The following is a 20,367-nucleotide window of genomic DNA, read 5'->3' as shown; positions in this document are numbered from 1 at the left end:
TCACGTCCCTAATTACTTACCCATATATGAAGAAAATTCCAACCTTCCCCTGCTGTTATCTTCCTTTATCTTTCTATATAAAAAAATCCCCATCCCGCTTCGCCTAAGCGATACGAAATGAGGAAAAATGAAGATGTTCTCGGTTAAAGACGTTCTCAACTAATCTATTTATCCTTCGCTCTGAAAGCACTGGAGATCCGGCGTGCCGGATTCAGATGACTGTAATGACGTCCATACGCAAAGTAGATAATCAATCCGATAATCAACCAAGCAAAAAACGTAATCCATGTCAGCGCTGCAAGGCGTGTCATTAAGTATACACAACCCAAGGCACTCAGAATCGGAATCAGTGGCACAAGTGGAACGCGAAAGCCGCGTTTGAGATCAGGGTTATTTTTACGCAACACAATAATGCCAAGACTTACAACTGCAAAAGCAAACAACGTTCCGATGTTCGTAAGCTCCGCCAAATGTCCCAACGAGATGAACCCGGAGAACAGAGCCACGATAATGCCTGCAACCCATGTCCCTACCGCTGGTGTCTGACTCTTGCCACTAACCTTGGAAAAGACCGGAGACAGCAGTCCGTCACGAGACATGGAATAGAGCAAACGTGTCTGACCATACATCATGACCAGCAATACGGTCGTAATGCCGGCAATCGCTCCAAGAGATACAATCCAGGACAATCCCTTCAATTGAACAAATTCAAATGCAAACGCAACCGGATCACTTACATTCAACATGTTATAAGGCACGATCCCTGTGAGGATCAACGATACAACAATGTAGAGAACAGTACAGATCGCCAGTGACGCAATAATTCCAATCGGCAAATCCCGTTGTGGCCGCTTGACCTCTTCTGCTGCTGTGGAGACCGCATCAAATCCGATGTAAGCAAAGAATACGGTTGCTGCTCCCGCAGTTACGCCTGAGATACCAAAGGGCAAGAATGGTTGCCAGTTTGTTGGCTCTACATAGAAAACACCTACACCAATGAAGATCAACACCACGATAATCTTAATCGCTACCATGATGCCGTTCGCACGAGCGGCTTCCTTCACCCCTCGAGTAAGCAGGAAGGTGATAATTAACGTAATGACCGCAGCCGTGATGTCAAAATAGGTTCCCTTTTCCGGGCTGAACGCACTCGTCAGCGCATGTGGTAACTCCAATCCAAATCCAGACAATAACGTCTGGAAATATCCAGACCATCCGCTGGCTACCGCTGCACTCGCGAATCCATACTCCAATATCAAATCCCATCCCAGAATCCAGGCAATCACTTCACCAAAAGCCGTATAACTATACGTGTACGCACTACCCGATGCCGGTATGCTTGAGGCAAATTCCGAGTAACACAATGCCGCGAATGCACATATGATACCTGCCAGCAAAAATGACAGTACAAGGCCAGGGCCAGCATACGTTGCGGCAGCTACACCGGTCAGCACAAAAATCCCGGTACCAATAATAGCTCCTACGCCAAGTGTGGTTAAGTCCAACGGACCAAGCGCCCGTTTCAATGCACTGCTGTTATCGCCCTCCGAGGCAATTGGTTTTTTACGAAATAATGAAGATCGTTGTTCGTTCTCACGCATAGTCATGTTCCTCTCGTCATGAATCTTGAATGTGCAATATGTGCTATGGATGTAGCAGCGATTGGATGGCTTCCCATCTGTTCTATGAAAAAGTCATTTGTTCTATCTTATCGATCACCTATAAAAACCTATCGAATTCTACACGTTATCGCGTTGCTTGGTTAAATTTATTTTTAAGGATCACTTATTTTGTTCTTTTTTCGCGAAAATTATCATGAACTGTTTCACGTGGACAAATATGAAAATCGATTTAAAACAAAACTGCGTATAATTTATATTATGCGCAGTTTTTATGAGCCTTAATTTTCGTGAAAAACACCTTATATCCCTTGTTATCTGAAGTTAAAAAAATGAGAGCTCTTTTCGTCTTTTTCCGCTGTCCCTTCCTCTCTTATCCTGTCTAATTCGACGATATGAAGGCATGTAAAAGAGCCACATATCATTATGCGGCCCTTTCTTTCTTACTATGGGTTCACGAGAAAGCAATTCTCTCTGCATCTGACATCCGGTATTGGGATAACAAATACTCTTTGCTCTGCATCGCCATATGACGAATCGCATCCAAATCAACATGCAACAGCTTACCCTCTCGCTTCACGAGTCTACCTGCCACAAAGACCGTATCCACATTGGATGGATTGGCAAATTGCACGACAGCGCCGATTGGATCATGGATGGGGAACAGATTCAGATCGGTGGTACGAATCATGATCAGATCTGCTTCCTTCCCTGGGGTCAACGTACCCACCTTCTTCTCCAATCCCAATGCTTGGGCACCAGCCGAAGTTGCAAATCTCAGTACTTGGCTGGACTGCAAGTTCAACTCACCAGGCATCTCACCCTGCTGCAAAAGTTGTTCGTTGGCTCTGGATCGTTCAGCTTGAAGTGCAAACTTCATCTGCGAGAACATATCTCCGCCTGTGGAAGTCACCACATCTACACCAAGTGTAGGGGTTCCCCCATGTTCAAGAAAATAGCCGGTGGCCGGATATCCATGACCCATCATCATCTCAACCTCAGGTGTGACCGACAAGGAAGCACCGCTATCTGCCAGCATTTTGTATTCATCCATGCCCATGGTATTACCATGAACGATATTCACTCGTGGACTTAACAGTCCCGCTTCGTACAAGTGACTAATCGAACGATCCACAGATCCCCAACTGCCAAATCCGGCATGCATGGAACAGATCACATCCAGCTCTTGAGCAAGTTCGATCTCCTTCACGGTTGTATCCCAATGACTGAACTCTGGACCACGAATGGCAAGCCCATAGGTAAGTAATTGATCCCGTGATGAAAAATAACGTTCTTTGACTCTTCTCACATCATTATTCGAATACGTGAGTTGGCTATCCCGATTCCAGTAGTTCGTCTCACCAGGGACTCCGTGAGCAAATACCGCCCGAATGCCAGCATCCTGAAGTCCACGAATCAGTTCATCCGTATGGTCAGGTGAATACGGCATGCTCCAATCCAACACCGTTGTCACTCCTGCATTAAGCGCTTCCAAGGAACCGAGTAAGTTGGCAATATAACTATCTTCTGGACGGAGCTTGCTTCCCATCGCACCATAATAGAGATTTTGCAAATAGACTGGCAAGGACCAGTTGGTTCCCGCTGTTTTGACCAGTGATTCCCACACATGCCGATGTGTGTCCACCAGCCCAGGCATAATAATCATCGATGAAGCATCAATGATCTCCGCATCTGGAATATCCAGGTCGGGCTGGATCGCCATGATCAGTGAATCCTGAATCAGAACGTCCGCCCTCTTATACTGTCCAATTCGAGCATCCATCGACAACACACAGCCATTTTTCAACAGATAACTTGTCCGCACAAGACACATCTCCCATCTGATTTGGTTTGAAAGACGATCATATCCTGCTTACGAATCCGTACTGCTTTTGACTATTGTTTCGCTAGTATATATATATTATATAGTTATTGTTAGTATTTATCAATTTTGGGATTTACGTTTCGCCCGAAATCTTCTGACCTTCATCAGATTTCCACACATCTTATCATCACAGTACTTCTGTGTTCTGCTTCGGGTATCATCATAAAACATCCAGCGACAATCCGAATTATCACAGATCCGAATCCTGCCGCCTTCTCCCGCTACCAAAGTCGTAGCAAAATCAGCAGCTACCTCAGCCATAACCTGATGCCAACCCGTTTCTACAGCTACCAGTTGGAGTTTCAGTCCCTGATCAATTGTAGTCAATTTTCTTCTCACATGCCCTGCTTCCATAACGCCATTCAACCATTGTTTTTCTATATCCGTTAATGATTCTCCAGAAGACAAGCGGGCTCCAAGATCCATCAATTCATTCCTGAAATTTCTCATCGACAACTCATCTTCTGGAGATGAAGGGACAGAAGCGTTAAGTTGCCATCGTTCCAGAAAATCTTGCTGCCAGCTCGCCTTCCCTAGTCTGTCCTCCGATCGATCTCCCCCACGCCAGTCGTGATAATCGCTGTTTACAAAATCGGTCCATAACCTGTCCATATATACCTCCGTTTATCGTAACCATCTAAGTAAATAAAGAAGGTTACAACTCATCTTTGATGTGTTATATTAAGTGTAACCTCATTAATCAGTTTTAGCTAGTTACATCACAAATCACAATTATACGCAAGGAGGAAAAGGCAATGACAAAAACAACAGCACTAGATGTGTTACTTATTCAAAAGGATGATACTTGGGATCAATGTAATTGGATTGTACCTTTGTCGAAATCCTTGGAGGGTCTTACAGCAGAACAAGCAGCCTGGATTCCACCCTCAGGGGGATTAAGCATCTGGCAGTTGGTTAACCATATGTATTATTACAACCATCGCTTATTATGTCGCATGCAAGGTAAGGAGCCTACCCTTCCTGCTGTAGACTCCAATGAATACACGTTTGGGAATTCCGGAGATCCGACGGATGCAGCTGGATGGAATACACTGCTACAGGGTACAACTCGATTAGCCCAGCAGTTGCGAGATCAATTGGCTGCACTACAAGAGTCAGATCTTGAAGCCGCATATATGGACTCCGAAGAGAAATGGGCACACGAACTAGCTCGCTGGGTACTCCATGATGCGTATCACGCAGGTCAGATCGTGCTCCTTCGCAGACAGCAAGGAAGCTGGAAAATCGTTTTCTAAAAAAAATGCTTGAACTGCTAGCGCTTACAGGAATAAGATGAACTTATTAATGTTACAGCTTGTTCAACACACTATATAATTGAATAGGATCTTCGGGGTAGGGTGCAATTCCCAACCGGCGGTGATGTTCTTCGGAACCAGCCCGCGACTCGCTATTAGTTCTTAACGAAGGACATCTAGCGACTGACTTGGTGTGAATCCAAGGCCGACGGTACAGTCCGGATGAGAGAAGATCAACACATTGACATGCCGTTCTCGGGAAGGCCTCTTTCCTGACGCATGTCTTTGGATGAGCCCCCGTTTATTTGGTATATACCAAAACGGGGGCTTTTGTCGATTTTGCCAACTGAAGATTCCGTGTTCTGACGAAGGAGTCCTGAATATGGAAAAGACATCAGCAGCATCACCTGTTTACCGCAAGGAACGAAGTAATACTGGATTCTGGCTTGTAGTTCTCGGCGCCGCCTTATGGGGTGTCGACCCACTCTTCCGCATTATTTTGCTAAACACGATGACATCCACGCAGATTGTACTGGTGGAACACATCATCGTCAGTCTTATTGCCATACCCGTGCTGTGGAAATTTCGGGCTGATCTGAAAAACCTACGCGCTCGCCACTGGATTGCCGTGATTTTTATTTCATGGGGAGGATCAGCACTCGCAACGGTATTGTTCACCATGGCACTAACACATAACGATCCGAATACGGTGCTTTTATTGCAAAAAATGCAACCACTCTTCGCTATCGTTCTGGCTAAACTGTTACTGAAAGAAACGTTGCCTCGTCGCTTCGGTGGATTGTTCTTCATTGCATTAGCAGGAACCTACCTGCTTACATTTGGCTTCACATTGCCATTAGGTAACTGGGACAACTGGATTCATGCTGGAAGCTTGTTATCCCTTGGGGCTGCTGCCTTATGGGGAGGTTCAACCGTTATGGGCCGATTGATGCTGGGACAGGCGCGTTATGAAACGGTCACCTCCCTTCGCTTTGTCGTTGCTCTCCCGCTCCTGATTTTTATGACGTGGAACGAAGGTGCGGCATGGACATTTCCGTCCGGAACGGGTGAACAGACTGCTGTCATCCTCAATATTCTCGGTCAGGCATTGTTACCAGGTTTGCTAAGTCTTCTGTTGTATTACAAAGGTCTGTCGTCAACCAAAGCATCTGTTGCAACACTCGCGGAACTTAGCTTCCCGATGGCGGGTGTGTTGGTGAACTGGATTGCTTTCCGTACACTGATTACATGGGAGCAGCTGCTTGGTTTTATCCTGATCTGGGTGGCCCTCTTCGCCATTTCCAGACAGCAGGAAAGATCATCAACTGCGGCCGATGCTGCACCGAAGCTGCGTACAGATTAAGTAGATATATCTGAGGTTCACATATAAACAAATAGTCAAATATAAAATAAAACCATTGCACATCAAATTAGATGAGCAGTGGTTTTTTATTTCCATTACTCAATTTACTCGATATTACTCGATCATTTTCTCAATTTGCAATATGAGCTATTAACCCTGTGCTTTATTTCTATATCGCAAATGCCCCTCTATTCTCTCCTCTCATACCGAATATCAAAATCATCGCGCTAAGTCTCTTCTATGTTTTGTCTTTTATCCAATCCGGTGGTACGATGACATATGGAATAAACAGATAATTATATTCAGAGAGGAACGATCATGATGTCTTCATTCTCATATACCTCCTACGACGCCGTAGGTTTGGCTGAACTGATCCGATCCCGGGAGGTATCCCCGGTTGAAATGCTGGAAGCGGCGTTTGCACGCCTTGAAGAAGTGAATCCGCAACTTAATGCGGTTATTCGTACATATGAAAATCGCGCACGTGAGGAAGCCGGTTTGGTTCGCCCTGGAGAACAACCTTTTGCCGGTGTTCCCCTGCTCCTGAAAGATATCTCGCAATCCTTGGAAGGCGAATTTCTGACTTCAGGCTCACGTTTGTTCAGCGAGCATCGTGCATTACGCAATTCCAATTTTGTCACTCGACTCCGTGATGCAGGCTTTATCTTCATAGGACATACCAATACGCCTGAATTTGGCTTGAAAAATATCACAGAGCCCCGCCTCCATGGTCCAACTCGCAATCCATGGAATATAAATCACACTCCAGGTGGTTCAAGCGGTGGAGCTGCCGCGGCTGTAGCTTCGGGTATTGTTCCTCTCGCTGGAGCCAGTGACGGAGGTGGTTCGATTCGTATCCCGGCTTCCTTTAGCGGATTGTTTGGATTGAAGCCAACACGCGGGCGCACACCTGTAGGACCGGGAGTTGGTCGTCAATGGCAAGGCGCATCGATTGATTTTGCCCTCTCTCGCTCGGTTCGGGACAGTGCTGCATTGCTTGATACGTTACAAGTCATTCAGCCCGAAGCTGCGTTCCATGCTCCACTCTTTCCAGGCAGTTACTTGGCAGATATGAGCTATCCACATCAACGCAAACTGAAAATTGCATACACAACGGATTCGCCCGTGGGTACACCTGTCTGCGCAGAAGCCAAAGAGTCTGTATACAAGCTCGTTCGCTGGTTGGAAGATCAAGGTCATCATGTTGAGGAAAAACTGAGTCCAGTCAATGGAGTTCGGTTGATGGAGAACTATTACATGATGAACAGTGGTGAGATGGCCGCGATGATCTCTTCCATGGAACGGTCCATGGGCCGGGCTCTGACCTCCGATGATATGGAGATTGAATCCTGGGTTCTGGCTGAAGCAGGCAAAAAGGTGTCCGCTGCGGAATTTGTACATAGCTTAGCTGAATGGGATGTAGCTGCAGCTCAGATGTCCACCTTATTTGAGCGTTATGACTTCTACGTCACACCTGTTAATGCTTTTCCTGCGCCTAAGATTGGGGAATTAACACCTCATGACGAACAGATCCGTAATCTGATGCGAATCAGTGAATTGGACAAGACCCAGCAGCAGCAACTCATCTATGAAATGTTTGAGCCAAGTCTTACGTATACACCGTTCACCCAGCTTGCAAATCTGACAGGCCAGCCTGCGATAAGTGTACCTCTGCATGTGACACCTGAAGGTTTGCCAATGGGCGTTCAAGTGATGGCAACCAAGGGACGCGAAGATTGGTTGTTACATCTGGCTGGACAGCTTGAACAATCAGACCTCTGGATTGGGATGAAAGGTAATCCGCTGTTCCCAGCATAAACGCAATATTTCACACGTTTTTGATGAGTAATCTTTCATGCACCCTATTCTTATTCTTCATATTCGCATGCCTACATTACTTGCTATAGTGCATGAAAGCAATGTCATCTCCGCATACTGAAGTAAAAAGACCTCGGAGGAGACAGTGATGAATTCAACGGAATCTCATAAGCAATCTATTCACATTCCTGCCAAGACAGGCTACGCTCTTAAAGTGAAAAAAGGCTCACTGATCCGTATAACTGATCTGGAGGGGCAGCAAGTGGTTGACTTTGTCGCTTATGATGCACAGAATATTAATAATCGGCTTGATCCCGGGGTAACCCTCGATGTCCTGCGCAATTACAGAATTAAACCGGGGCAATGCCTGTATTCCAACCGTTATAAACCTCTCATTTCCATTGTCAGTGAAACTGTAGGCATTCATGATTTTTTCAATTCGGCCTGTCGTCCGGAAATGTATGAGGTCTTATATGATAAAAAGGACCATCCCAGTTGTTATAATAATCTGAATACTGCTCTTGAACCTTTCGGTATCTCTCCCCCTGATCAACATTATCCTTTCAATCTGTTTATGAATTCCGTAGTAGATGGTGAAGGCAAAATTGATGTTATCGCTCCCGAATCATGTGCAGGGGATTATGTTGAAATGGAAGCTTTGATGGATCTGATCATCGGTTTATCAGCTTGTCCATGCGAGGAAAGTTCTTGCAATGGCTATCATTGTACACCTGTTCAACTCGATGTGGAGTCGCCTGCTGTTTAAAGTGTTATATCCTCACAGTTTGTTCTAATTCACTCCTTGCGGGAATACGATGACTTGTACCCATTTTATGTGACTACTGGTACAATTCGTCGAACCCGTTAAGGAGTGAACGTGTTTATGTCTGTACTGTTCAGTTATATTATTCTGGGAATATCATTGTCAGCTCCAATCGGTCCGATTAATGCAGCTCAACTGGACCGTGGAGCTCGACATGGATTCATGCATGCCTGGATTCTAGGACTCGGAGCTATGTTTGCAGACTTGGTGTATATGCTGCTGATTTATTTTGGAGTTGCCCATTTTCTGGACACGCCGTTCATGCGCTCTTTTCTCTGGTCATTTGGCAGTTTTATTCTGATTTACACGGGAGTGGAAACGCTCTCGAAGCTGAAACAGGGGATTCAAGGTACATCTACTGCGGAAGCGACTGTTCGAAAATCCTTTATTTCCGGCTTTTTAATGGCCCTGTCCAATCCACTGAACATTTTATTTTGGCTTGGGATCTATGGCTCTATTCTCGCGACAACTGTGAAGCACACGGACATGGCTCATTTGCTGCTCTACAGTTCAGGCATATTCATTGGTATCCTGGTGTGGGATGTCATTATGGCTGGAATGGCCAGTCGATTCCACAAACATAGCAGTGAAAATGTATTACGCTGGATCTCCATCATTTCGGGAATCTGCCTGATCGGATTTGGTTTGTATTTTGGGTACGAAGCTGTACGTTCCATTTTTTTCTGACAATAAAATCAGACTGGACAGTCACCCAACTTCCCCCACATTAATACTGTAACGGTATCATGTGGAATGGAGTTGGGAATCAATGGCGGAGCTGTATAGTGCCGACGAAATAAACACCTTGTTTGAGCGTCTTCCATGTTGGCAGCAGGACGCTTATTCGCAATTTGGTAAAATGATCGCCGATGAAGATAATACGTATCCATGTGTACCTGGACGAATGGGATTTCTGTCAGGACATTTGAGGTACGGCTTTACGTGTGACCCCCGATCAGAACAGGCTGCCGAAGATATGGCCGATCTGCTTAGACAATATGGTCCTGTCTCCAGAGACACTGGCCATTACGCTTCCATGGTTGTGATCTGTGAGACGCCAAGTGATCTGAAAGATCATACAACGGTAGAGCAATATCAGACGTTATTCTGGCAAATGCTTAATCGGGTAAGTTCACACGATACCGAGCCGTGGCCGGAACATATATCAACCGATCCTCATGATTCATCATGGGAGTTTTGCTTTGGCGGAGAGCCTTACTTTTGTTTCTGTGCAACTCCTGCACATGAACTCCGAGCCAGCCGGCATTTTCCTTATCTCATGTTTGCTTTTCAACCGCGGTGGGTATTCGAATCCATTAATGACAACACCCCTCTTGGCCGTAAAATGAAAACCTTAATTCGCAAACGTCTCGCTTCGTATGATGCTGTCCCTGCTCACCCTTCGCTGATGTGGTATGGTCAGCAGGATAATCTGGAATGGAAACAGTATTTTCTGCCTGATGATGAGCAGACACCTTCCAAATGTCCCTTTATGCGGATGAAGCAAGCCCTAGGCAAGTTGACGAAATAATTTTAAAGCACTCATTAATTCGTTGTGCAACTTCCACGAAAGTTGCTGAAACTTGCTTATGGTTTGGATGGTGCTGACTGCGGTGGTTTCGAGCCACGTACCTTATGAACAACATATGTGATAATCCCAAGGAACACCACAAGTCCCACACTTGCCAGCAGACCTGTTCTGCTGGCTTTTTCCATCGCTGTCCCAGCCACAGCAGCCACAATGAATACTATGGCAATCCATACTTTTATGCGATTCCACTTCACGGGCTTCATTTTCTTAATGTACGTGATGCAGATGAGCAGCCATGTATACATTAATACCAGACTACCTGCTGTCGTCACATATTCAAACAAACTCTTGGGCATCCATAATGCCATCAACGTAGACAGGACTAATCCAGCCGCTGTGCAACACAATGCCTGAATTGGCATGTCCTTTTTACCCCAGGTCTTTGTGAACAGCTTTGGTGCATCTCCATCTTCTGCGAGTTTCACCAACATGGACGTAATGGCATATAACGAAGCCACCATCGTCGAAAATCCGGCTATAATCAGAATTCCGTTGAGAATGTGGACCACAACGGTTAATCCAATGGTTGACATGGCTTTGACAAGCGGACTTTCATCTGGAGTTAACTGAGCTGAAGGCACAAGCAACAGGATCAACGCAATTGAAATCACATAGAGTGTACTCACCGATAATAACATTACTCGACCTGATTTCACTGCATCTTTTGGCTCTTTCAGATTGGCTGCCATCAAGCCCATGACCTCGATCCCGGCAAAGGCAAAGAATGCATAGATGAAACCGGTCCATACCCCTTTACCTCCATGCGGGAACCATTCATTCTTCAATTGCTCTGGTGTCACTTTTACAGGTAACCAACCCAGACAAGCCGCTCCTGCTATAGCTATAAATGCAACCGTTGCAGCAAGTTTGATTACAGCAAGAATATTCTCCGTTTTGGTTAATCCCTTCGCTCCCAATGCAGCAATGAACAAACCTATAGCGGCATAGATCGCAACAAATGCCCAAAGCGGAAACTTGGGAAACCAGAATTGAGAGAACAGCCCAAGTGCCGTTAATGAGCTGCCCATGATGAGCATTTCAGAGAACCAGTACATCCATCCACTACCAAAACCAGCCCAAGGTCCGAATGCTTCGCCTGCATACGTTCGAAAAGCACCTTCCTTTGGATCTTCTGCGGTCATCTGTGCCAGTGCACCAAATACAAAGTAAGTACCTGCCGCCGCCAGCACCAACAATATAAGTACGGATATCCCAGCCCAATGAATCGCCAGACTGGTCCCTAGAAAAAATCCCGTTCCCAGTGTGCAACCCGCGCCAAACAAGGATAGGCTGACCCAACTTAGTTTTTCGTCGTCGTTTTTACGGTGTTGCTGACTTTTCATGAAGCTCCTCCTTCTGCCTTATCCCCTTACGATTTACAGGTCATGGAGGTTTTATGTCTGTATTGCCAAAAGAATTATTATTAGTTTACATAATATTTAATATGTTCAATTTATTCTGATGATAAATTCAAGCTGTATGCTTTTTAAGCATCAGAATAAAGATATATTTTCAATTCTATTTAAATCCGCAAAAAAAGTGGTTGACTTCAATCGCTTAGAATGGTTTTCCTTTTAAACTTGGTGGTGCGTCAATGTGGCTATATGAGAGATGGTAACTAAGGTGAGAAATGATCTTTCTATTTTGAATTTTTCATATGTTGAAATTTTATAAAATAAGTCGTTATTTCTTTTAAATGAACGTAGACTGCCTCTTTTTCGTATTTTCTTAATAGCTTCGTCGTTTTTTATAAATTTAGTTGTTTATAAGAAGGGCTACTTCCTGGGATTTTTCCTTTTTATCCTTTTTCACCGGTTTTCGGACTAGGCTGATGTATTGACATTATCCCCTAAAGTTTTTCGCAGCCTCTGTTCCGAATACTATTGTGAATTTTTCATATATTGAAAATATTTTATGTTGGTCATAAAAAAGCCGCCATAATGGCGGCTTCGCTAATATTCTTCATTTTTTAAGTCCGGCCAGTCCAGTCTATTCCGGCGATTTCTTTCCATCGTGCTCTAATCTCATCATACAGTTCCTGCGGAAGTGGCCCTTTAGCCACAAGATCAGCATTTTGCTGCCAGCGATTTGGCTTAGCTGTTCCTACAATAGCTGTGTCTACACCTTCGGTACTTAGCGTAAAACGCAGTGCTGTTTCCACCGCTGCCTGGGCATCTTCACCCAGAAAACCATAGTTCAGTTCACTTAAGCGCTTCCAGTATATAAATGGATAAGCCTCTTCCGAAAGTGTTTCATACGTCCAGGCCGCATTGGCAATTGGTCTTTTCGCGATTACACCCATGTTTCTTTTTCTTGCCTCAGGCAACGTAAGATCAATTGCTTCCTGATCTGCTATATTTAATGAAGTCTCCAGGCTGTCAAATACTCCGGTCTGAATCGCATATAGCGCATCTGTTGTATCCCCACTGTATCCGATAAATCTGGTCTTTCCTGCTTCCTTGGCACGCTGTAGCACTTCGATTACTGCTCCTTGTCGGAGTACTTCTTCAGAGCAGCTATGCAAATGGATAACATCCACATAGTCCGTTTTCAGCCTTTTCAGACTGCGGTCAATCGTTTGCTCCAGTACTTTGGCATCCCAATCTGGACCTTCGATCCCGGCAGCATGTCCACATTTGGTGAACAAATAGTAGTCATCACGCCGATGTGACAGCACCTCACCGATTAATTCCTCGCTGTCCCCGTAACATTCAGCTGTGTCAATTACGTTTAATCCTGCATCGAGGGCACTATTCAGCAATGTCGCTACATCCGTTTTGGATACATTTTTGCCTATTTCCGCTCCGCCAAATCCAAGTGTACTTACGTTCATGCCAGTATTACCGTACTTGCGCGTTTCCATGGTTATCTTCCTCCAAGTTCAGTGAATTGGGTACAGATAAATAGAAATGATTAACTTTCCCTATGTTATTACCCATGAGTTGGTTATGCCACCCACTTTTCTAAACTACAACCAACTTCATTTATTTAGAAGCCATAAATGGACATTCCACCGTCAACCAATAACGTCTGACCCGTTATGTATCCCGCTGCATCTGATGCCAGGAATACAACTGGCCCTACCACTTCTTCCAGTTCTCCCACTCGCTGAAGCGGTGTGCGGCTTACAATTTCCTGCAAATACTGGGGATCATCCAGTAGCTTTTCAGTCAAAGGTGTTCGGAAATACCATGGCCCTACTGAATTGACACGGATTCCATACTTGCCCCATTCCAGTGCGAGAACTTTGGTCATATGAATTAATGCAGCTTTGGTCGCACCATATACAACCCCTGTCCGCAAAGCCGTATGCCCACCTACCGAAGAGATGTTGATGATCTTCCCAGTCCCACGTTCTTTCATATGCTGACCCGCCAACTGCGAAGCGAAGAAAGCCGATTTTAAGTTTGTCTGCATGATGGTCTCCCACTGCTCGTCCGTTACTTCAAGTGCTGGAGTCCGTATGTTCATACCTGCGTTATTCACCAGAATGTCCAGACTACCCATCTCCGAGATTGCCTCTTGAAACGTCTCTTCCAGTTGTCCTTTTGATGTCACATCCGCAGTCAGAGCGAGCGCTTTACGCCCTGTCTGTTCATAGATGTAGGTGGCTGTCTCCTCAATTTCTTTCATCGTTCGGGATACAAGTACAACGTCACTGCCTGACTGGGCAAGTCCAATCGCAATTGCTTTTCCGATCCCTCTCCCTGCACCTGTCACCAGTGCTGTCTGTCCATCAAGATGGAATGTGGGTACGTTCATGTTACTCACCCCTTCATTAGTTTTTTAATTTCTGCATTCAAACAGAATGCTTTATATGTAAGTGAAGTCCCGATTGGAATCAGGTTACAAAATATTGGCTTGGATTGCCCAGTTCCGGATGGAACTTCTCTCGAAAGCGGCCTCCAGTATACTCCCCTATAATTTTTCGCCAGAACGCCTGCGCAATAACATTGTTACGAACCTGGGTCACTTTCCATCTTCCTGGAAAACGTTTGAACAGCTCATAGGCTGCCCGAGTGCCCACTCCACTGCGCCGATATTTTTGCATCACAAAAAACTCAGTCAAATAGTAGTCGTTATCCTTACTTCCAGGCTCCAACTTCTCCACCAGAGCAAACCCTGCAGGTGCCCCATCACTTGTAATCAAAAAAGGAAACTTACGGTCCTCTTCTGTCCAGAATGCTTCCAGACCCGGATACTCCGGAAAAATGCCGTTACTGTCCACATCAATATTCAGATATTTGGTAAAATCATATAGATAAAATTGCATTAAATGCCGAATCACCTGACTGCGTTCCCGGGGAACCAGTTCTATTTTCATATTCATCCGGTTCACCTCCTCTGCTTTACGTATACTAATTACTTTAATGGTTTACGCGCCGAAGGGCAAGGAAGCATCCTCTACTTACTGCCTGCTTTGGTGAACAAGCTGTGAGCATGTAAATTATGGTACACTAGAGCATAGAATACTATTAAATTGAATATTAATCTTATATGTTTTTCACATGGAGGTGTCGAACTTGACCAACGTGCAAAAAGAGATTGATCGACGCAAGCTGGATGACAAACTACCTTCCATGCCTTGGTTCGTTCAGCAATTCATGGACTACAAGCTACCTGACCTGTCCCCCTCTACCCTGCTCGAATATCTGAGAGATTACGAAGCTTTCTTCGGATGGTTGCGAGCAGAAGGGCTGTCCGAGGCAAGCTCTAATAAAGAAGTAACTTTGAATGAACTGGAAGTCCTTCGCATGGATTCGGTTACCGCCTATCGGTTATTTCTCACAACCAAACGGGAAGGAACCAATTCCAGAATTACCGTATCTCGCAAACTCTCTTCCCTTCGTTCCCTTTTCCATTATTTGAGCCAGATTGCGGAAGATGAAGACTTTTATCCTTTGCTGAAGCGGAACATTATGGCCAAAATCGAGATCAAACGAACCCATAAACCCAAGGACACCGCTGCCAAACTCAAAGGTAAAATTCTGGAGGAAGAGGAACTGCTGGAATTTATCGGCTATATCCTTGAAGGGTACGCTGTTGATATGGAAAAGAACAAACAGGCACTGTATTCCCATGAGCTCAACAAAGAACGGGACGCCTGCATTGCCAGCCTGATCCTCAATTCAGGTTTACGGGTGTCGGAGGTCGTGAACCTGAACGTTGATGATCTCGATCTGAACAACAAACTCTTGTATGTTTATCGCAAAGGTAACAATGATGAGACGTACAAAACACCCGTTTATTTCAGGGAACAGGCCAAGGATGAACTCGCAACTTATATGAACCTGCGGCAATCACGTTACCGTACGCCCAAGCGTGAGAAAGGTCTGTTCATTGCTTTGCGTAACGGAGATTCAGAAGGAAGTCGAATGACCAAAAGAGCGATCCAGGCCATGATTATGAAATACGCCAAGCGCTTTGGCAAACCATACTTGACTGTGCACAAATTACGCCATTCATTCGCAACCGACTATTATTTGCAAAATGATATTTACAAAACGAAAGAGCAGCTTGGACACGCTTCTACGGAAACGACCGAGATCTATGCTCACCTTACCGACAAAACGATGTCCGAAGCCATCGAACGTCGTACTGATGACGGGATGTAACATCCCGAACAGAATAAAAGCAGCAAGCCACATCAAGGATTTCGATCCGAGAAAGGTCTGCTGCTTTTTTGTTTTTTTGCATCATTCAAGAAGAAGAGCATAAGTAGAAATAATTATAGTTTACATAATAAATATTACGTTATATTTAAAAAAGAATCAATCACGCTCTCTGTACATTCAATCATGTGAAGCCACCATAATATCCCACTTCTTGACGTTTCCACGATTCGAATTCACCATTCTGTCTTCACTTGCTCTCAACCATCTGTAACAACGCTTTGGCTATATCCTCCGTTTCATGAACCGAGTACCATGTTATATCTCTGCTTACGGTGCTCCGCTCTATAAACTGCTCTGAAGGTAACCATGAGATCATACCAACTACCCCTTTAAGCTGATCAACCAAGGTCAGATCTTCCTCTTCTCGAACCATCACGAATTTGGGATAAGAAGCATCCTTGAATCCTTCAATGACAATCCAATCATAACCGGACAGATGACTTAACATATCCTCCAACTTGGTTGCCTGTCGCTCCATAATCGCAGTACGTTTCTCTGACATGACAACCACCGCCGAGGCCCCAGCCTCTCCAAATTGATACGAATCCGTTCCTTCTTGATCCATCTCAAAATGGTCATGTCCATCATGCTTAATCGCAGCTACCTTAAGTCTCAAGGAAGAAAAGTGCCTGATCAGCGCGGCTGTCAGGGTTGTCTTGCCCGTGTTTTTGTATCCAACAATCTGTATGATATGTGGTTTTGTATCACTCATTGTAGTCATCTATCAACTACCTCACATGACCTGTGGGAAGTTTAATAATACGTACCTGCTCACCCGCAGGAATACCTTTTTTCTCAGGTGGAACAACAATCAGGCAATCACTGTCCTTAATGGTGATCATCACGCTGGATTCATCTACACGGGCGGCAGCCGGTATCGCGTACACCATGCCGTTGCGGATCTCTGTGCGTCCACGAACGAATCGTGTAAAATTGTTCACTTTGGTGTACTCTTCTTCCAAGATCGCAGTCCATTCTTCCAAATAAGGATGAGCATCCGCCTGCATGGAACGAATGGTTGGACGAACAAACAAACTAAAGCCCACAAAACAAGCCCCAGGGTTACCGGAAAGTGCAAATAGCAATTTATCTTTATATACAGCAGCTGTGGTCACACTGCCTGGTCGCATCGTCACTTTGTTAAACAACATCTCCACATGTTCTTCCAGCACAAGTTCGCCCATAATATCATAATCCCCGACAGATACACCACCTGTGGTCACCACGATATCATTATCTTGAATGGCTTCTTCCAGTTTGGCCCTTGCCGTATTCACATCGTCTGCAATGGAACCATACATCACAGGCTCTCCTCCTGCTTCAACAACCAGAGAGCGCAGCATGTAACTATTGCTGTTTCGAATCCGACCTGGTTGCAATGGCTCATCTACATCAAGCAATTCCGTGCCGGTTGCGAATATCGCCACCTTTGGACGTTGAAATACGGGAACTTCTGCTATGCCAAAAGTAGCTAACACGGACTGCTCTCCTGCCCTGATGATCGTTCCTGCTTCGAGCAGTTGCTGTCCCTCTTGGACTTCCAATCCGATTGGGGTGATGTTAGCACCCGACAATATGTGCCGTTTCAATGCAATCCATTGTTCTCCGTTCTCTACCTTGCTCTCGGTCATCTCCATCATGACTACCGCATCTGCACCTTCTGGAACCTGTGCACCGGTCATTATTCGAGCCGTCGTACCTGAAACAATGTTGTGGTCCGAGGTGTACCCGCAAGGAATTTCATCAATGACTCGAAACCAAACTTGATGATCACTCGATGCATCTATGGTATCTGTACTTATAATTGCGAATCCATCCATACCCGATCTCCGGAAGAATGGATACGGATGAGGTGCTTGAATAGTCTCTGCAAGTGTACGGCCATGAGCAGATTCAAGGTGAACTTTCTCTATGGAGCCTAAAGTAACTCTTGCAGCGATTTTGGCTTGGGCATCCGGCACCTGTACAGCTGTACGATTGAATTTGGCAGTTGTCATATCATGTGAATGTGAGTTCAGTTTCAAAAGTATTCTTACCTCCTAGAGACATTCATCTTTTAAGAAAGTGTAGCCCGAATACTGTAAGATAACAAGTACATCACGTATTGAATACTGTGACAAAATCTTATTTCATACAGGTGTAACATTCCTTGACCTATATTCAACATGAAAGGCAACTTGTCTGCCCATAATATAATTGACAAAGGGAGGCGATGATCATGAGTAAACGATGTGAATTATGCGGCAGAGAACCTGTAAACACGACCGTTCATCATCTGACACCGAAAGAAATGGGAGGAACATTTCTGCCAACAGCCAACCTGTGCATCCCCTGTCACAAACAGATTCATTCGCTATACACTAATCGCGACATTGTAACCCTTGGTCTCACGGATCTGCAATCCCTGAGACAGGATGAACGAATGATTCCATTTATCCGCTGGATTCGCAAACAGCCTGCTTCAACGATTCCCCGTGTACGCAAGTCAAATCATGTTCGCAAATCGTAAACGAAAAAGAACAGCTCCAAGGTCATGTGCCGGCGAGGTGAATCCGCCTTCCCTTGTCACTGTTCTTAAATGAACTATGCGATTGGCAGCCATCCTTATGATTAGATGTTTATTATCTTCGCCTCTTAATTCGGCCGCCGCCCACTCTGGTTTTTGGTTTTTTGTAGGATTTCTTAGGTGAATCAAACAACCCGCCACTGCTCTTGTTACGATCAATGGTTCCCTTGCTCTGATCCTTGTTGCGGTTGAATAATCCTCCGCCAGATCCCACGCTTGAATCTTTATCGCTTCCGCGCCTTGTAATCGTACCTTTCCGATCAACAGTAATAGGTGGAGCAAGCTTCTTGTCATTACTTGTTGGTGCACGATAAGATCCTGCACTCGGTTTATACGTATCTTTATTGGTATATCCCCGATAGTTGCCATACCCTCGCCCGCCAAAAGAATCGAACAGATTACCAATTAATGTAGCGGTGAGGTAACCTTGTAAAAAAGATGAATCGTAGTTCTGCCGAACATATTCCTTGGAGTCCACCTCTACTAAGGTATCCTCCGGCTTATTCGGGTCTTGTTGCAGGTGATAATACTCGTCCTGATACACGAGGAACATACGCTCTGTGTTCTCTGCCGAGATCTGATCCGGTTGCCTTTGGTCAGACAATTCCTGAGCCACTTCCGGAACGGTACGGTCTGAAGCCCGGTACACATAGGACGTTGAGTTACCACTGCCGTTAACCGATTCAAGCGGATATGTGTCCTGAACAGAAGGTGCTCCGCACGCGGACAACAGAGACATCACAAGGCTGAGGACCAGCATTAATTTTAATCCATGTGCCAAGCGTTTTTTCATTGGGAACCTCTCCTAGCTCGAACGAATTACTTTGATATCCGCAGGAAGAATGGACTCACCCTCATACAGTGTAAATCTTCTGTCTTGCCACTCCACCCGAAGAAGCATATTATCATCCGACTGATACTGCCATACCAATTGTTCTCCAGCCTGGCCATATGGAGTTCTACCTGCCGTTGATACCATGCCTCCATACTCTTCCTCCAGATGAAATGCGCGTCCATCCAGGTCCAGCAATGTGGGCACCTCATCAGGTGCATCAAGCCTGCCATCAATTGGTGTATATAGAGCGTAACGTGTGAGTTCCCGTTCTTCGATATGCAAATATCGAAATGCGGTACCATCCTGCAGCGTGAGCACAACTGCATTTCTAGCGCGATTTTGTACCCGACCAACGACTTCATAAGTGACCAGAGAAACCTCACAGATATCACCAGGTGCAAGCTGAAGCATCGTTTTCTCTGCCTGCGGTGGTTCAGGTTTTGTTAGTATTCCTTTAATTCGTTTCCATACACTCATGAGAATTACTCCTGTTCCTTATCTTATAAACAAGCTGCAATAATCAGTGCGCCCACGATATGTAAAGCGCCAGAGAACAACCCGTATCCTGTCTTCCCTTGCTGAATTCCCGTATCCAGATCCAGATTGGCCCACTTGCGAATCATAAAGTGTACAACACTCTCCAGAATCAACAAAATGATAAAGGATACAACGGAGACCAACAATGCTTCTCCAAGATGACCAGCCGTAGAAATGGACGTAGCGAGTACATATCCTTGTGCAAATAACTTCATAACCATTCGTGTAGTAACGGCCATATTGCCCGCCTTAACTTCAGCAAAATCCTTATATTTCGTAAACAGTGAATCTACATACATCAAGACAAACAGCAAAACCGAACCAGATCCGGTCCAGACCAGCATCGCCAAAATATTCAAATCCATTTACACAGCCCCCACATATCAACATGAACCGCAT

Annotated in this window: 20 protein-coding genes and 1 riboswitch; of the genes, 8 read left to right on the top strand and 12 right to left on the bottom strand. The window is 45.2% G+C overall.

Features of this window, described 5'->3' with window-relative positions; translation table 11 throughout:
• Positions 1-164: 164 nt before the first annotated feature.
• The 3 genes from MHI14_RS13260 to MHI14_RS13250 form a co-directional block, all read right to left on the bottom strand.
• The gene (locus tag MHI14_RS13260; protein WP_341130453.1) at positions 165-1,601 is read right to left on the bottom strand and encodes an amino acid permease; all 1,437 of its coding nucleotides are present in this window, start codon (positions 1,599-1,601) and stop codon (positions 165-167) included.
• 472 nt (positions 1,602-2,073) lie between these two features.
• Entirely contained in the window at positions 2,074-3,453 is a 1,380-nt protein-coding gene (locus MHI14_RS13255; RefSeq protein ID WP_091029451.1) for an amidohydrolase family protein, read from the bottom strand.
• Between the two features lie 111 nt (positions 3,454-3,564).
• The gene (locus MHI14_RS13250; RefSeq protein WP_341130452.1) at positions 3,565-4,116 is read right to left on the bottom strand and encodes a CGNR zinc finger domain-containing protein; all 552 of its coding nucleotides are present in this window, start codon (positions 4,114-4,116) and stop codon (positions 3,565-3,567) included.
• A 143-nt stretch (positions 4,117-4,259) separates the two neighbouring features.
• Here MHI14_RS13250 and MHI14_RS13245 point away from each other — a divergent pair, with 143 nt between their 5' ends.
• The 6 genes from MHI14_RS13245 to MHI14_RS13220 all read left to right on the top strand — a co-directional run bounded on the left by MHI14_RS13245 (position 4,260) and on the right by MHI14_RS13220 (position 10,295).
• Positions 4,260-4,760 carry a DinB family protein gene (locus MHI14_RS13245; RefSeq protein ID WP_091029446.1) on the top strand — a complete coding sequence of 167 codons (501 nt, stop codon included), beginning with the start codon at positions 4,260-4,262 and terminating at the stop codon, positions 4,758-4,760.
• Positions 4,761-4,844: 84 nt separating this feature from the next.
• Positions 4,845-4,998: riboswitch (FMN riboswitch) on the top strand.
• 144 nt (positions 4,999-5,142) lie between these two features.
• The gene (locus MHI14_RS13240) at positions 5,143-6,123 is read left to right on the top strand and encodes a DMT family transporter (RefSeq protein WP_091029445.1); all 981 of its coding nucleotides are present in this window, start codon (positions 5,143-5,145) and stop codon (positions 6,121-6,123) included.
• 321 nt (positions 6,124-6,444) lie between these two features.
• Positions 6,445-7,941, top strand: coding sequence for an amidase (locus tag MHI14_RS13235; protein ID WP_176872806.1), 1,497 nt, complete (start codon positions 6,445-6,447; stop codon positions 7,939-7,941).
• Positions 7,942-8,089: 148 nt separating this feature from the next.
• Positions 8,090-8,707 carry a DUF1989 domain-containing protein gene (locus tag MHI14_RS13230; RefSeq protein ID WP_091029441.1) on the top strand — a complete coding sequence of 206 codons (618 nt, stop codon included), beginning with the start codon at positions 8,090-8,092 and terminating at the stop codon, positions 8,705-8,707.
• 117 nt (positions 8,708-8,824) lie between these two features.
• Positions 8,825-9,451: a LysE family translocator gene (locus MHI14_RS13225; RefSeq protein ID WP_091029439.1), complete on the top strand. Its 627-nt coding sequence runs from the start codon at positions 8,825-8,827 to the stop codon at positions 9,449-9,451.
• 82 nt (positions 9,452-9,533) lie between these two features.
• Positions 9,534-10,295, top strand: a complete 762-nt coding sequence (locus MHI14_RS13220) for a YqcI/YcgG family protein (protein WP_091029437.1) — start codon at positions 9,534-9,536, stop codon at positions 10,293-10,295.
• A 56-nt stretch (positions 10,296-10,351) separates the two neighbouring features.
• Here MHI14_RS13220 and MHI14_RS13215 read toward each other — a convergent pair whose 3' ends face one another.
• The 4 genes from MHI14_RS13215 to MHI14_RS13200 form a co-directional block, all read right to left on the bottom strand.
• Positions 10,352-11,698 carry an amino acid permease gene (locus MHI14_RS13215; protein ID WP_091029434.1) on the bottom strand — a complete coding sequence of 449 codons (1,347 nt, stop codon included), beginning with the start codon at positions 11,696-11,698 and terminating at the stop codon, positions 10,352-10,354.
• A 626-nt stretch (positions 11,699-12,324) separates the two neighbouring features.
• Entirely contained in the window at positions 12,325-13,218 is an 894-nt protein-coding gene (locus tag MHI14_RS13210) for an aldo/keto reductase (RefSeq protein WP_341130451.1), read from the bottom strand.
• A 125-nt stretch (positions 13,219-13,343) separates the two neighbouring features.
• A complete protein-coding gene (locus tag MHI14_RS13205; protein ID WP_091029430.1) occupies positions 13,344-14,117 on the bottom strand; it encodes an SDR family NAD(P)-dependent oxidoreductase in 774 nt (257 codons plus the stop codon).
• A 79-nt stretch (positions 14,118-14,196) separates the two neighbouring features.
• Positions 14,197-14,685 carry a GNAT family N-acetyltransferase gene (locus tag MHI14_RS13200; protein WP_076210139.1) on the bottom strand — a complete coding sequence of 163 codons (489 nt, stop codon included), beginning with the start codon at positions 14,683-14,685 and terminating at the stop codon, positions 14,197-14,199.
• A 193-nt stretch (positions 14,686-14,878) separates the two neighbouring features.
• Here MHI14_RS13200 and xerS point away from each other — a divergent pair, with 193 nt between their 5' ends.
• Positions 14,879-15,970 (top strand): tyrosine recombinase XerS, encoded by a 1,092-nt coding sequence (gene xerS / locus MHI14_RS13195; protein ID WP_256332233.1) that lies wholly within the window; start codon positions 14,879-14,881, stop codon positions 15,968-15,970.
• Between the two features lie 247 nt (positions 15,971-16,217).
• Here the strand turns inward: xerS and mobB are convergent, their stop codons facing one another.
• Both mobB and MHI14_RS13185 read right to left on the bottom strand, forming a co-directional pair.
• Positions 16,218-16,751 carry a molybdopterin-guanine dinucleotide biosynthesis protein B gene (mobB, locus tag MHI14_RS13190; RefSeq protein WP_091029424.1) on the bottom strand — a complete coding sequence of 178 codons (534 nt, stop codon included), beginning with the start codon at positions 16,749-16,751 and terminating at the stop codon, positions 16,218-16,220.
• Positions 16,752-16,758: 7 nt separating this feature from the next.
• The gene (locus MHI14_RS13185) at positions 16,759-18,027 is read right to left on the bottom strand and encodes a molybdopterin molybdotransferase MoeA (protein WP_091034849.1); all 1,269 of its coding nucleotides are present in this window, start codon (positions 18,025-18,027) and stop codon (positions 16,759-16,761) included.
• A 221-nt stretch (positions 18,028-18,248) separates the two neighbouring features.
• Between MHI14_RS13185 and MHI14_RS13180 the strand changes: the two genes are divergently transcribed.
• Positions 18,249-18,539, top strand: coding sequence for an HNH endonuclease (locus MHI14_RS13180; RefSeq protein WP_091029422.1), 291 nt, complete (start codon positions 18,249-18,251; stop codon positions 18,537-18,539).
• Positions 18,540-18,651: 112 nt separating this feature from the next.
• On the opposite strand, the gene MHI14_RS13175 is transcribed toward MHI14_RS13180, so the two are convergent.
• Genes MHI14_RS13175 through MHI14_RS13165 form a run of 3 tightly spaced genes read right to left on the bottom strand, consistent with a single transcriptional unit; the run spans position 18,652 to position 20,333 of the window.
• The gene (locus MHI14_RS13175; RefSeq protein ID WP_091029419.1) at positions 18,652-19,389 is read right to left on the bottom strand and encodes a DUF4247 domain-containing protein; all 738 of its coding nucleotides are present in this window, start codon (positions 19,387-19,389) and stop codon (positions 18,652-18,654) included.
• 12 nt (positions 19,390-19,401) lie between these two features.
• The gene (locus MHI14_RS13170) at positions 19,402-19,908 is read right to left on the bottom strand and encodes a DUF4178 domain-containing protein (protein WP_076210134.1); all 507 of its coding nucleotides are present in this window, start codon (positions 19,906-19,908) and stop codon (positions 19,402-19,404) included.
• Between the two features lie 23 nt (positions 19,909-19,931).
• Positions 19,932-20,333, bottom strand: a complete 402-nt coding sequence (locus tag MHI14_RS13165) for a DUF350 domain-containing protein (RefSeq protein WP_036613690.1) — start codon at positions 20,331-20,333, stop codon at positions 19,932-19,934.
• Positions 20,334-20,367 lie beyond the last annotated feature (34 nt).

Origin of the sequence: Paenibacillus sp. FSL K6-2393 (assembly GCF_038002545.1) — a bacterium.
GTDB lineage: Bacteria > Bacillota > Bacilli > Paenibacillales > Paenibacillaceae > Paenibacillus.
Note: the sequence above shows the minus strand (reverse complement) of the source record. Positions and strands in the feature narration are given on the sequence as shown.

Excerpts from the sequence above, each read along its gene's own strand:
- MHI14_RS13245 (WP_091029446.1), top strand. The coding sequence starts at position 4,260 with ATGACAAAAACAACAGCACTAGATGTGTTACTTATTCAAAAGGATGAT.
- MHI14_RS13205 (WP_091029430.1), bottom strand. The coding sequence starts at position 14,117 with ATGAACGTACCCACATTCCATCTTGATGGACAGACAGCACTGGTGACA.
- MHI14_RS13230 (WP_091029441.1), top strand. The coding sequence starts at position 8,090 with ATGAATTCAACGGAATCTCATAAGCAATCTATTCACATTCCTGCCAAG.
- MHI14_RS13175 (WP_091029419.1), bottom strand. The coding sequence starts at position 19,389 with ATGAAAAAACGCTTGGCACATGGATTAAAATTAATGCTGGTCCTCAGC.
- MHI14_RS13225 (WP_091029439.1), top strand. The coding sequence starts at position 8,825 with ATGTCTGTACTGTTCAGTTATATTATTCTGGGAATATCATTGTCAGCT.
- MHI14_RS13250 (WP_341130452.1), bottom strand. The coding sequence starts at position 4,116 with ATGGACAGGTTATGGACCGATTTTGTAAACAGCGATTATCACGACTGG.
- MHI14_RS13210 (WP_341130451.1), bottom strand. The coding sequence starts at position 13,218 with ATGGAAACGCGCAAGTACGGTAATACTGGCATGAACGTAAGTACACTT.
- MHI14_RS13220 (WP_091029437.1), top strand. The coding sequence starts at position 9,534 with ATGGCGGAGCTGTATAGTGCCGACGAAATAAACACCTTGTTTGAGCGT.
- MHI14_RS13165 (WP_036613690.1), bottom strand. The coding sequence starts at position 20,333 with ATGGATTTGAATATTTTGGCGATGCTGGTCTGGACCGGATCTGGTTCG.
- MHI14_RS13180 (WP_091029422.1), top strand. The coding sequence starts at position 18,249 with ATGAGTAAACGATGTGAATTATGCGGCAGAGAACCTGTAAACACGACC.
- MHI14_RS13200 (WP_076210139.1), bottom strand. The coding sequence starts at position 14,685 with ATGAATATGAAAATAGAACTGGTTCCCCGGGAACGCAGTCAGGTGATT.
- MHI14_RS13240 (WP_091029445.1), top strand. The coding sequence starts at position 5,143 with ATGGAAAAGACATCAGCAGCATCACCTGTTTACCGCAAGGAACGAAGT.
- MHI14_RS13260 (WP_341130453.1), bottom strand. The coding sequence starts at position 1,601 with ATGCGTGAGAACGAACAACGATCTTCATTATTTCGTAAAAAACCAATT.
- MHI14_RS13215 (WP_091029434.1), bottom strand. The coding sequence starts at position 11,698 with ATGAAAAGTCAGCAACACCGTAAAAACGACGACGAAAAACTAAGTTGG.
- MHI14_RS13235 (WP_176872806.1), top strand. The coding sequence starts at position 6,445 with ATGTCTTCATTCTCATATACCTCCTACGACGCCGTAGGTTTGGCTGAA.
- MHI14_RS13255 (WP_091029451.1), bottom strand. The coding sequence starts at position 3,453 with ATGTGTCTTGTGCGGACAAGTTATCTGTTGAAAAATGGCTGTGTGTTG.
- MHI14_RS13170 (WP_076210134.1), bottom strand. The coding sequence starts at position 19,908 with ATGAGTGTATGGAAACGAATTAAAGGAATACTAACAAAACCTGAACCA.
- mobB (WP_091029424.1), bottom strand. The coding sequence starts at position 16,751 with ATGACTACAATGAGTGATACAAAACCACATATCATACAGATTGTTGGA.
- MHI14_RS13185 (WP_091034849.1), bottom strand. The coding sequence starts at position 18,027 with ATGACAACTGCCAAATTCAATCGTACAGCTGTACAGGTGCCGGATGCC.